This window comes from Paenibacillus fonticola DSM 21315, assembly GCF_000381905.1.
GTDB lineage: Bacteria > Bacillota > Bacilli > Paenibacillales > Paenibacillaceae > Fontibacillus > Fontibacillus fonticola.
Genome location: NZ_KB907247.1, coordinates 231,406 through 243,878, shown reverse-complemented (window position 1 = coordinate 243,878; position 12,473 = coordinate 231,406). Strand labels below are relative to the sequence as shown.

General features: G+C 50.4%; 11 protein-coding genes. 3 read left to right on the top strand and 8 right to left on the bottom strand.

The genetic code is table 11. The annotated features are described in order from the left end of the window. Nucleotides 1–49 precede the first annotated feature (49 nt). From G358_RS0104580 to G358_RS0104550, 7 genes are read right to left on the bottom strand one after another with little or no spacing between them, the layout of a single operon-like run. Nucleotides 50–697: a response regulator transcription factor gene (locus G358_RS0104580; protein ID WP_019636021.1), complete on the bottom strand. Its 648-nt coding sequence runs from the start codon at nt 695–697 to the stop codon at nt 50–52. Continuing rightward, entirely contained in the window at nt 678–1,763 is a 1,086-nt protein-coding gene (locus G358_RS29435; protein ID WP_019636020.1) for a sensor histidine kinase, read from the bottom strand. Before G358_RS29435 ends, G358_RS0104580 begins: the two co-directional genes overlap by 20 nt. Before the next feature lie 6 nt (nt 1,764–1,769). Next, complete coding sequence (locus tag G358_RS0104570; RefSeq protein WP_033403800.1) at nt 1,770–2,234, bottom strand: GAF domain-containing protein; 465 nt, start codon at nt 2,232–2,234, stop codon at nt 1,770–1,772. 52 nt (nt 2,235–2,286) lie between these two features. Next, on the bottom strand, nt 2,287–2,979 hold the full coding sequence (gene narI, locus G358_RS0104565; RefSeq protein WP_019636018.1) for a respiratory nitrate reductase subunit gamma: 693 nt from the start codon (nt 2,977–2,979) through the stop codon (nt 2,287–2,289). Next, nucleotides 2,976–3,539 (bottom strand): nitrate reductase molybdenum cofactor assembly chaperone, encoded by a 564-nt coding sequence (narJ, locus tag G358_RS0104560; RefSeq protein WP_019636017.1) that lies wholly within the window; start codon nt 3,537–3,539, stop codon nt 2,976–2,978. Before narJ ends, narI begins: the two co-directional genes overlap by 4 nt. After that, nucleotides 3,532–5,064: a nitrate reductase subunit beta gene (gene narH, locus G358_RS0104555; protein ID WP_019636016.1), complete on the bottom strand. Its 1,533-nt coding sequence runs from the start codon at nt 5,062–5,064 to the stop codon at nt 3,532–3,534. The genes narJ and narH overlap by 8 nt, the downstream gene beginning before the upstream one ends. Continuing rightward, a complete protein-coding gene (locus tag G358_RS0104550) occupies nt 5,054–8,896 on the bottom strand; it encodes a nitrate reductase subunit alpha (protein WP_019636015.1) in 3,843 nt (1,280 codons plus the stop codon). The genes narH and G358_RS0104550 overlap by 11 nt, the downstream gene beginning before the upstream one ends. 263 nt (nt 8,897–9,159) lie before the next feature. Here G358_RS0104550 and modA point away from each other — a divergent pair, with 263 nt between their 5' ends. The 3 genes from modA to G358_RS0104535 all read left to right on the top strand — a co-directional run bounded on the left by modA (nt 9,160) and on the right by G358_RS0104535 (nt 11,590). After that, nucleotides 9,160–9,969 (top strand): molybdate ABC transporter substrate-binding protein, encoded by an 810-nt coding sequence (gene modA / locus G358_RS0104545; protein WP_019636014.1) that lies wholly within the window; start codon nt 9,160–9,162, stop codon nt 9,967–9,969. Next, nucleotides 9,966–10,646: a molybdate ABC transporter permease subunit gene (gene modB, locus G358_RS0104540; protein ID WP_019636013.1), complete on the top strand. Its 681-nt coding sequence runs from the start codon at nt 9,966–9,968 to the stop codon at nt 10,644–10,646. The genes modA and modB overlap by 4 nt, the downstream gene beginning before the upstream one ends. A gap of 614 nt (nt 10,647–11,260) precedes the next feature. Beyond that, a complete protein-coding gene (locus G358_RS0104535) occupies nt 11,261–11,590 on the top strand; it encodes an iron-sulfur cluster biosynthesis family protein (RefSeq protein ID WP_019636012.1) in 330 nt (109 codons plus the stop codon). Nucleotides 11,591–12,043: 453 nt separating this feature from the next. On the opposite strand, the gene G358_RS0104530 is transcribed toward G358_RS0104535, so the two are convergent. After that, complete coding sequence (locus G358_RS0104530; RefSeq protein ID WP_019636011.1) at nt 12,044–12,394, bottom strand: DUF488 domain-containing protein; 351 nt, start codon at nt 12,392–12,394, stop codon at nt 12,044–12,046. Between the last annotated feature and the right edge of the window lie 79 nt (nt 12,395–12,473).

The following is a 12,473-nucleotide window of genomic DNA, read 5'->3' as shown; positions in this document are numbered from 1 at the left end:
ATCCTGCCAAGGAAATCCCTAAAAGTTAGCTATCGGTTTTCAATTATGTTCAAAAATCGAGCAGCTTCTTTTTAAGCGCATATTCGACGAGCTCTGGACGGCTCTTTAAACCGAGCTTCTCCATAATTTTCGCCTTGTGCACCTCGACGGTTTTCACGGAAATGTACAGCTTCTCGGCAATTTCTTTGTTCCCGTAGCCCTTGGCAACGAGCGGTAAAATTTCGATTTCCCGCTTGGTCAATTGATTGAAAGGGTCGGAATCGCCCACTTCCTGATCCTTCTTAATAAATTCCCTTACAAGGGAGGTAGCCATCTTGGAGTGAATGTATGTCCCGCCTTGATGGACGGTACGGATCGCCGTCAGCAGCTCCTCGTCAGGCGCATTTTTCAGCACATAGCCCGCCGCCCCGTTTTTCAGCACATGAAATAAATACTCTTCATCATCGTACATCGTCAAAATCAATATTTTCGTATCTGGATAATCGCTGCTGATTTTTCCTGTCGCAATCAACCCGCTTTCGCCTGGCGGCATGCTTAAATCCATCAATAGAACGTCAGGGCTATGCTTGGCTACCATTTGATAAGCTTCTATTCCATCCGCGGCTGTAGCCACGACCTCCATATCGGACTGATAATTCAGTATCATGGAAAATCCGCTTCGTACGACGGCATGATCATCAGCGATGACGATTTTCACTTCTGATCCCCTCCCGGAAAATTGGTGATAACGGTATGCGAAGGTGAACCTTCGTTCCAGAACCTGCTTCAGATAAGATCGTCAACTGCCCTTGCACAAGCTCCGCCCGTTCTCGCATGCCGAACAAGCCGAGCCCCGTCCCTATCGCCTCCCTGGCGTTCAGGTGAAATCCGGAGCCTTCGTCCTGCACGATCAGTTGAAGCTCTTCCTCCTCTTCGAACAGTCTCACCCGTATTTCATCCGTGTTCGCGTACTTCAGCGCGTTCAGCACCGCTTCCTGACAAATCCGGTAGACGACCGTTTCGATTTCGCTGCTGTAGCGCGCGGCGGACAGCTCTGTTGTAAAATCCACAAGCAGGCCGTAATTTTTCTCGATCCATTTAAAATGAGAGCGAAAGGCCGCCTCCAGCCCGAAATCGTCTAAGGACGCCGGGCGCAATTCAACGGCTAACCGCCGAATGTCCTCGAGCAGCCGGGTCAACGAGGCTTCCGTCTGCTGCAGCTTGTTCAGGACAACCTGATCCGTATCCATATATTTGAGAACACGCAGATCGACGAGCGAGCTGAGCAGCTCCTGGGCGACGCTATCATGCAGTTCCCGGGAAATCCGCTTTCGCTCGTCCTCCTGCGCTTTGATGACGTATTTGGTCATATTCGTCTGATGGAGCATTTCCTGGGTCCGGTACTGCTTCGTTAAATTGAGCAGCATGAAGACGCGGATGTCCTCAGCCTCATCAATTTTATGGAAGCTTGCCGCATAAGGAACAAGCCCTTTCCCACGCGTGTTTAAATAGACTTGAAAGGAGGAGAAGTCCTCCGCTTTATTTTTTAGAAAACAATTGATACAGGAAATCATCGCTTCCTCATTCGTATATCCAGCGCAGGATTTACATATCGAGACCATCTCGCCTTTATACAGTTGTTCAACGACATCCAAGTCGAGGATGCTCTCCGCAGCCGGGTTCATATGCAAAATTTCCCCATCCGAACTGATGAAAAAGATCGCTTCCATACTGTTATCATACATTTTACGCAGCAGATCATGAGATAGGTGGATATCCTTCAATCGAGGTCACTCCTCTACCAGCTCTCTAGTGAAAAACGGGCCGAATGAGGGGTCTAGCTGTCTCCGGAAATCGTCAAGCAGCGCTGGCGTCAACCGGCCTCCTGCGCGGAAGCCCACTAGCAGCACGCCGGCAACACGGCTCTCCTTCCATAAAGGAACGGCGCATACTGTTTTAAGCTGCTCGGCCACGACGATCGGATAGTTGAACAAATCGCCCGGATCAAGCTCTGATTCTATATTTTGAATAAGCATCGGCTTTCCCGTCTTGAACACGATGCCGGCAATACCCTTGCCTGAATGCAGCACGATCCGCTTATAGCGCTGGTTCAAATTCCCGGATGCATACTGCCATGTCAGCACGAATTGATCCGCCGCCGATTGCACTAATGCAATGGAGACAAAATCAAATAAAAATCGTTCCCGCAGGGAATCGATCGCCAGCTGATAATCAAAATTCGGTTCATCCTTCATGCTATTTGCTCCCTTGCTTATTGAAAAGAAAGAAGGCTTGACGCCTTCTTTCCTACAATCCATGTTTACGGTTCTTCCTGTATAGGATATAACTTCTCCCCACATAATTCAACGGAACGCTCCAGACGTGAACCAGCCTAGTGAACGGCCACAGCGCAAATATAAAGAATCCGGCCAAAATGTGAATTTTAAACGACACCGGCACATTCGCCATGAGGCTGGCATCTGGACGAAGCACGAAGAGGTCGCGAAACCAAATTGAGATACTTGATCGATAATCGAATTCCGGCTGGACGGCATTGGTTACAATCGTGCTGTACAGCCCCATGATGACAATGAATAAAAGCAGCAGGTTGACGATGATATCGGATGCGGAGCTTAATTTGCGGACATTTTTGATCGTTAGCCGGCGTGCTGTCAGCAGCAGCATCCCGCCGAGTGTGAGGAAGCCGAATAGGCTGCCGATATATATCGCGCCAAGGTGATATAGATGATCGCTAACACCAAGAGATTCCATCCATTCCTTAGGAATGCCTAATCCGGCGATATGTCCGCCAATCACGGGAATAATGCCGAGATGGAACATCAGGCTGCCTGCCTTGAGATGCTTCTTCTCGATAAATTCGCTCGATTTGGCCGTCCAATTGAACTGATCATGCCGATAGCGATAAATATGGCCTGCAACGAATAAGACGATACAAACATAAGGGAAGATGACCCATAGAAATTGATTCAATAAGCTCATTGCGACGCCTCCTGCCTGATACAGGATTTCAAGGTTTCCCGGAGCGCTTTAATCAAGTGAAAATAAGGGCTGCTGCTCTTCTCCAGCGATTTCAGCAAATGATACGTCCCGTCCTCGATCACGCTTACCAAGACGCTAAAGTCTCTTTCAGCCTGCGGATATCCTTGCCACTCGGCGGCGTATATAAATTCACACATCAGCGGCAGGTAATCCGACAATTCATGATCCGGCATATCGAGCCCGAACATCTGGTACAGGATTTTTAGTTTGGCTAGCATTTGCCCGCGTTCCTTGGAATCCTCGAATTTAAAATAGGTCATATACAAGGTCGAATCCTTTTGAAAATCAAAGGTCTGCACGTACATCTCTTCAATTTGCTCCATGCTGTAGCCGTGCATCAGCTCCCAGAAGCGCTCGATATGCTCGTAAGCCGGATACGTTCTGTCTGGTATCTCTTCCATAATAGATGGATGAAAGTCGAGCTTCTCGGGGTACGTTAGCTGCTGGGCGAAAAAACCGAATACATGCTTATATTCATAAAGCTTCTCGAGATTAATCACGCCATATTCCCCCATAGAAGTTCTCTTCCTCTTTCGCACTCTTGCTCCCTGATGCCCCCGCGAATCCACAGCCGCCGCAATCCATTCCAAAGCCTTCAGCCCCTTGTGCATGATAGGTGTCCAGATACGTCTCCTTATGGGACGTCGGAATGACGAAGCGATCCTCATATTTGGCAATGGCTAGCAGGCGATAGATTTGTTCGGTTTGATGCGCGCTTAATCCCAGGCGATGCAGCCGCTGTTCCTCGAAGGAGCGGCCGGTTTGCCGGGATCTCATATAAGCCCGCATCATGGCCAATCGCTGCAGGGATTGTTTTACCGGCTCGGGATCGCCGGCTGTCAGCATGTTAGCCAGATACTGAATCGGTGTCCTCATTTCCTCGATCGCCGGAAAAATCATATCTGGATTCTGAATCGAATCCTTGCCCTCAAAGTAATTCATGATCGGGCTGAGCGGCGGTACGTACCAGACCATTGGCAGTGTCCGGTATTCCGGGTGCAGCGGAAATGCGAGCTTGTATTCAATCGCCAGCTTATAGACCGGCGATTGCTGGGCCGCTTCGATCCACTCCTCGGTTATGCCGTCTGCCCGGGCCTGTGCAATGATCGCCGGATCATTCGGATCCAGAAACAAATCGCACTGCGCCTGGTACAAATCCTTCTCATCCGGCATAGAAGCCGCCTCCTGCACTCGGTCGGCATCGTACAGCAGTACACCGAGGTAACGTATGCGCCCTGTACATGTCTCTGAGCATACCGTCGGCAGCCCGGCTTCAATCCGCGGGAAGCAGAAGGTGCATTTCTCTGCCTTATTTGTCTGCCAGTTGAAGTACACCTTCTTGTATGGACAGCCTGTCATGCAGTAGCGCCAGCCGCGGCAGGCCTCCTGATCGACGAGGACAATACCGTCCTCGTCGCGCTTATACATCGCTCCTGATGGGCAGGAGGCAACGCAGCTCGGATTCAGGCAATGCTCGCATAGACGCGGAAGGTACATCATAAAGGCCTGCTCAAAGTTAAACTTGATTTCCTCTTCAATCTTCTCGATGTTCGGATCTTGAGGGCCCGTCACATGGGCTCCAGCTAAATCGTCCTCCCAGTTGGGCCCCCAATCCAGCTCCATGTTGTCGCCTGTAATCGCCGACTTCGGACGCGCTACGGGCTGGTGTTTCTTCTCTCCTGCATTGGTAAGGTGCTCATAGTTGTAATTCCACGGTTCATAATAATCTTTCATCTCCGGCATATCCGGGTTATGAAAAATTTTGCCGAGAGCGATTTTGGACAGCTTGTTACCCGATTTCAATTCAAGTTTGCCGTTCTTCAGTGTCCAGCCGCCCTTGTACTGCTCCTGGTCCTCCCACCGCTTCGGATAACCGATTCCGGGCTTCGTCTCCACGTTGTTGAACCACATGTATTCAGCGCCGGGGCGATTCGTCCATGTGCTCTTGCAGGTTACGCTGCAGGTATGGCACCCGATGCATTTGTCCAAGTTCATAACCATGGCAATTTGCGCTTTAATCTTCAAGCCAGTTAACCTCCTTCATTTTACGGACAGCCACATAGACATCCCGCTGATTCCCTATCGGTCCGTAATAGTTGAAGCCGTAACTGAGCTGAGCATAGCCGCCTGCCATTTGCGTAGGCTTGACGTGAATTCTCGTCGGCGCATTATGGCTTCCTCCGCGCTCCTTCGTAATATCGGAGCCCGGTACATTAATATGCTTATCCTGAGCGTGGTACATGAACAACGTGCCTTTTGGCATGCGATGGCTGACAACGGCTCGCGCGGTAACTACGCCGTTCCGGTTATAAACTTCCAGCCAGTCATTATCTTCGATCCGATGGGCGGCCGCGTCCTCGTCGTTGATCCAGACCGTCGGCCCGCCGCGGAACAAAGTCAGCATATGCAAATTATCCTGATACGTACTGTGGATATTCCATTTGCCATGCGGCGTTAAATAGCGCAGCACGAGCGTATCCATACCGCCGGTAATCTGTTTGTCCCTCGGTCCAAATACCATAGGCGGCAAGGTTGGCTTATACACCGGCAGAGCTTCGCCAAATTGCAGGAACAGCTCGTGATCGAGATAGAAATGCTGTCTGCCCGTCAGTGTTCGAAAAGGAACCAGGCGTTCAATATTCGTCGTGAATGGCGAATAGCGTCTGCCCATCTTGTTCGATCCGCTGAATACCGGTGTTGGTATAACTTCACGCGGCTGTACTGTAATGCTCTGGAACGTTATGCGCTCGGCTGCGCGGTCGGCGGAAATATCCTTTAACCCGACCCCTGTGTCCTGCTCGGCCGACTCCCAAGCACGCTGGGACACCCGGCCGTTCGTTGCCGAGGATAGATTGAGAATCGCATCGGCTGCATGGCGAGCCGTATGGAGCTTCGGCAGCCCGTTCTTGATCGTGTCATCGTGATAAGTGCCGTTGATGCGCTTGAGCTCCTCGTATTCCTCGGCAACCGAGAAGCTGACGCCGTGAGCCCCCACCTTCCCCGTGGCCAAATTTGGCCCTAGCGTCACGTATTTATCGTAAATTTTCGTATAATCGCGTTCGACGATGCTTAAATTCGGCATCGTCTTGCCGGGAATCGGCTCTACTTCTCCCTTGCGCCAATCCTTAATTTCGCCGAAGGGCTGGGCGATTTCGTTCACGGAATCATGCGCGAGCGGCGAGGCGACCAGATCCTTGTAAACCCCTGGCAGATACTCCTTCGCCATGTCCGAGAACACATGCGCAATCGTCCGGTAAATGTCCCAGTCTGAACGGGACTCCCATAGCGGATCGACCGCAGGATTAAACGGATGCACGAACGGATGCATATCGGTGGACGACAAATCCGTCTTCTCGTACCAGGTTGCAGCAGGCAAAACGATATCCGCGTACATCGGCGTAGAGGTCATACGGAAATCCAGGGCGACCAGCAGATCCAGCTTTCCTTCCACCTCATCGCGCCACACGATCTCCTCCGGCTTATCCTCCTCATTTGGCGTCGACAGCAGCCCGTCCGAGGTGCCAAGCAAATGTTTCATGAAATACTCCTGCCCCTTGGCCGAGCTTGAAATCAAATTGGAGCGCCACACGAACATCGTTCGCGGAAAATTCTCCGGAGCGTCGGGATCTTCTATCGCAAACTTCGTTGCTCCCGAAACGATTTGATCCCGCGCATGCTTGATAATGCTGTCGTTATCCGCTGCTCCATGCGGCTCAGTAAGCGGAGCTCTTTGCGATGCTGTACCCGCTGCGGAGGCGCCTTGAGACACCGATTGCGGAGCTGCATTCGAAGCGCCTGGTGCTGCTGTATTCGTCGCTTGCAGAGCGTTCAATGCAGTTGTATCCGTCGCTTGCCGAGCATACGGTGCTGCGCCAAGCGAAGCAGCTTCCTCCGCGAACGCCAGGCTGCTCTTATTGAACTGCGGATAAGATGGAAGCCAGCCAAGACGTGCCGCGAGCACATTATAATCGGCCGGATGCTGGTAACGAATCTCCCCGCCTGTCGGCGATTTGAGCGATTCCATCCCCGTCTCTTCGTATTTCCATTGATCGGTGGCAAAATAGAAGAACGAGGTCGCATTTTGCTGGCGGGCCGCGCCCTGCCAATCCTTCGCGAAGGAGATGGCTGACCAGCCCTCGATCGGACGGCATTTCTCCTGTCCTACATAATGCGCCCAGCCCCCGCCGTTCACGCCCTGCGAGGCGGTCAGAATGACCAGATTGAGAATCGAACGATAAATCGTATCGCTGTTAAACCAATGATTAATGCCGGCCCCCATAATAATCATGGAGCGTCCGCCGGTATCCAGAGAATTCTGAGCGAATTCACGGGCAATTTGAATAACAATCGATGGCTTGACGCCCGTAATCGCCTCCTGCCATGCCGGAGTATAGCGGGATGAGGCGTCATCATATCCTTTCGCATGGTCTTTGCCACCGGTGCGATGCACGCCATATTGACTTAACATTAAGTCATATACCGTAGCGACCAGCCGCTCTGTTCCATCAGCAAGCCGTATGAGCCGGGCTGGTATCGAGCGCTTGAAGATTCCATTTCCGCCATGATCAAAAGACGGGAAGACCATCTCTGTCCACTCACTGTCCTGAGCTTCAATAGACAACGCCGGCATGATCTTCGTTCCGTCTTCCCGTTCGAGAATCAGGTTCCATTTCTTGTCCTTCTCCCACCGTTGGCCCATCGTTCCGTTAGGAATCGTAATTTCGTCTGCCGCCTCATCCCAAATGACCGGTTTCCATTCGGCATGCGGAGGAGCATCCCCTAAATCGCTGGCTCGCAAGAAGCGGCCCGCTTTATACTTGCCTTCATGAGGTTCAAGAAGAATCAGGAACGGCATATCTGTATACTGTTTGGCATAATTCAGGAACATCGGCTCCTGACGCTCATGATAAAATTCTTTCAGAATCACATGCGTCATCGCTTGCGCAAGCGCCGCGTCCGTTCCCGGGTTCGGGGCCAGCCAGTTGTCCGCGAATTTCACGTTCTCCGCGTAATCCGGAGCGACCGACACCACCTTCGTCCCCTTATAGCGAACCTCAGTCATAAAATGGGCATCCGGCGTACGCGTCAACGGCACGTTGGAGCCCCACATCATGAGGTAACCGGAATTGTACCAATCGCTTGACTCCGGCACGTCCGTCTGCTCTCCCCAAATTTGGGGCGATGCCGGCGGAAGATCGGCATACCAATCATAGAAACTGAGCATTTCACCGCCAATCAGCGAGATGAAGCGCGCACCTGAAGCATAGCTGATCATCGACATCGCCGGAATAGGCGTGAAGCCGGCAATCCGGTCGGGCCCATACTTGCGAATCGTATAAATGAGCTGCGCCGCAATTAACCGGGTGGCTTCCTCCCAAGGTACACGCACATGGCCTCCTTTTCCCCGAGCCTGCTTATAAGCCCTTGCCTTCTCCGGATCTTCCACAATGCTTGACCACGCCGCCACCGGATCGGAGGCGTCCTGCAGCGCCTGCTTCCACATGCGCCATAATTTCCCTCGCATATACGGGTATTTCACGCGCAAAGGACTATATTCATACCACGAAAAAGAAGCGCCGCGCGGGCATCCGCGCGGTTCGAATTCCGGCATATCCGGGCCGCATGACGGATAGTCGATTTGCTGATTTTCCCACGTTATAATTCCATTCTTCACAAACACCTTCCAGCTGCAGGAGCCGGTGCAATTGACGCCATGCGTCGTGCGTACCACTTTGTCATGCGACCAGCGCCCACGGTACATATTCTCCCAAGTCCGATCCTTTTCCTCAAGAATCGACCAGTTTCCGGAATAGCTCTCTGTCGGTTTGAAAAACCTTAGTCCAAATTTCCGTTTCATTGGACATCATCACTCCTTCGGCAGAACGACAAAATATGACGGGAATCAATGGATTGTCTATTCTTATACATACATTATGAGAGAGTGTGATGCTCAATCCTATAAGGGGAAATCCCTATATCCCTTTGGTGAATTCCCTCTTTCTTTCACAAGCCGGTTGTTCCCGTGCTAAATGGGTTTACTAGGGACGACCCAACCCTTTATAATGAAACGCGAGCCATCGGCATGATACGCTACACTTTAAAGTTGAAAGGAGCTCATATATGAGGAATCTCAAAGCGATCCTCGCCCTATTCCTGCTAGCTTCTCAGTTGGCTTCTCTAATGACAGGCTGCAGTACGGCGACTAGTACTGGCAGTGCATCTAAAGAAAAAGTAGAATTAACGATTTCAGCAGCGGCAAGCCTCACGGATGCCATGAAGGAAATACAATCTTCCTATGAAGCAAAGCATTCTGCAGTGAAGCTGAACTTTAATTTTGGAGCTTCCGGTGCTCTGCAGAAACAGATTGAACAAGGCGCACCTGTAGATTTATTTCTCTCAGCGGCAACCAAAAATTTGAATGAATTAGTCGCTCAGGGCCTCATTGATGCCAACCAGCACAATATTGTTTTGACAAATGAACTCGTAGTCATCATCCCTGGTGATCGCCCTGCGGAAGTTCTCGGGCTGCAAGATTTAACAAATGAGAGTATCAAGTTGATAGCTATAGGCATCCCAGAGAGTGTTCCTGCGGGCAGCTATGCCCAGGAAACCTTAACGAACGCCCAATTATGGAACGAGCTTCAACCGAAGCTTGTGCAGGCCAAGGATGTCCGGCAAGTTCTGCAGTATGTAGAAACGGGCAACGCTGATGCTGGCTTTGTGTACAAGTCCGATGCGCTGACTTCACAAGATATAGCCATTTCATTTGCCGTTGACCCAGCCAGCTACACGCCTGTCGAGTATCCAATCGGCATTCTGAAGTCAACCCGGCATCTCAAGGAAACAACAGAGCTATACGACTATCTTCAATCCAAAGAGGCGCTGGGCATCTTTACAAAATACGGCTTCTCAGCAGCGCATTCTTCATGATTCAAATGCAAATCCCTTGGCAAGAATTCTGGCAGCCCATCCGCTTATCCTTGCAGGTTGCATTACTGTCCAGCGTTCTCGTGACAATTTTGGGCACAGCGATAGCCCGGTGGGTATCGGCACGGCAATTTAAAGGCAAAACCCTGCTGGAGACCGTTCTTATGATGCCGCTCGTTCTGCCTCCCACTGTTATCGGGTTTTTACTTCTGGTTATATTCGGAAGAAGGAGCGGAATAGGCCAATTCATGGAATGGTTATTCGCCTCGCCGCTCATTTTCTCTTGGTGGGCGGCGGTCATCGCTTCCATCGTGGTCTCGTTTCCGCTCGTCTATCAGACGATGAAGTCCGGCTTCGCCTCGATCGATCGAGAGCTGGAGGATGCCGGGCGATCCAGCGGAGCCAGCGAATGGCAAGTATTCCGCTACATCACGCTGCCGCTGAGCAGTCAATCCCTAATTACGGCTTATATCCTTGGATTTGCCCGGGGACTGGGGGAATTCGGAGCTACGATTATGTTCGCGGGCAACATTCCGGGCAAAACTCAGACGCTCCCAACAGCCATATATGTCGCCGTGGATACCGGAAACACAGGTCTAGCTTGGATTTGGACGATTACGATCATCTTGATCTCCTTTGTGATGCTATTGATAACACAGCGAAACAACAAAAAATGGTGACAAATGAACCCAGCCTTGTGCACCATTTTTTGTTGTTCCCACCATTCCGATGAGATCAGTCTGGGCATCCACTCTGAGTACATACCTCTTCTGAGCATACGCTCCTCGGGCGTCTTAGTCAGCGTGACCCGTGACCTTCTGTAGCATAGCCGGACCTTCTGTAGCGTGCCCGGACTTCTTGTAGCGTGATCCGTGCCCCCTGTTTTGTTCCTTAACTGACTAAACAATTCAACCCTTGCGTGACTCTTCAACACCCGTGAAACTCTTCAACACCCGCGAGCTGAGTTATGTGCCTAGTTGTGGCCTGTCGTGAACCCAGTTGTGAGCCCTTAAACGACCTATCTCCGGGTTTGCACAATTTAGCTGGATTAGATGCATCTACTTTCGCGCCCCACCAGGGTTCGATAAAATTTACAGGATTTCATGTACTTAAAAACACATCATTCGCTTTATTAGCCAAAAAACTCTGCTTTAATAACATAAAATCCTGTTAAATATCCCGTATGCATGAGAATCCACAATTTAAATACCAGAAATACAGTTACACAATCTGATTTGATTGCGTATAAGATTAAATCTATAATTGGAAGATAAAAGTGAAGGGAGATGCAATTATGATCAAGTTGGAAATAACGCCAGTCGCTGCACGGAGATTAGAAGAAACCTTAGGCGAACAGCCCGGTATCATCAAGCTTTATTATGATACGGAAGGCTGCGGTTGTGATGGAATAAACACCTTAATTATCCAAGATCAAAAAGGAAACTTTGATGTTCCAATGGAGGCTAAGCGCTTCTCCTTTGTCATCGATCAGCAGCATCAGATTTTCTACGAGGATACAATGTGGCTTGATGCGGAAGAAAACTATCCTTCATTCAAATTAAGCAGCAAGTCCGCCACTTATAGCACGAACGTACTTGTACGAGACACACGCCATAAAGCGTGATGAATGAAACAATTAGCACCAGTTATACAGCCACAAAGTAATTAGCACGAGGCGAACAGTGTAAGAGAGATAGCCTGAGGTATATAGCATAAGGCATGTGCATAAGGCGCATGTTCATATGGTTGTGGCACAAGGATTAGGCACACAGGGGAAGGTATGATGGTTGTGGTACAAGGACTTAGCCGAATGAGGCAGCTAGAAGATTGAAAATAGGAAGTTCAAGCTAGCAGAATGAATGAAGTTAGAAAAATGAATGAAGCAAAAGGATGAGGCTCGAGGCTATGGATGGCATGGAATAAGACACAATCGTATAACTCCCAAAAAACGGGGCCCGCTAAAGCCGAATCCCCTCAAAGCTCTTTCATTCACTTCAAGGATCAATCTTCTCTTTCATTCACCTTCGTTCACTTCAAGCCTCTAGCCTCTAGCCTCTACTCAAGCTGCATGCTGAGCTCATTTCCGATCAAGCACTTGCTTCAATACGACAGCATGATTGTGCACCGGATCCTTCGCTGCATACAATAAAGTGACGGTTCCTTGTTCCATCCATGAGCGTAATTGTTCCAAATATGCTTGCCTCTCCGCTGCAGCAAGCTCTATGGTGTAACGTTTCCTGAATTCATGAAACCGCTCGGGTCTATGGTCAAACCATTTGCGCAGCTCTGTGCTCGGTGCGATCTCTTTCATCCATAAAGACAGGCTGGCGCTCTCTTTGCGAAGGCCGCGCGGCCAGATTCTGTCGACGAGAACACGTCTGCCATCCCCGCTGGCCGGCTCCTCGTACACCCTTTTTATATTCAGCATTGTTTTCCTCCTAACTTGGCCTGCTGTTAGAACTATCCGTTAGAACTATCTGTTTGCTCCTATCCGCTGAATCGCTGTA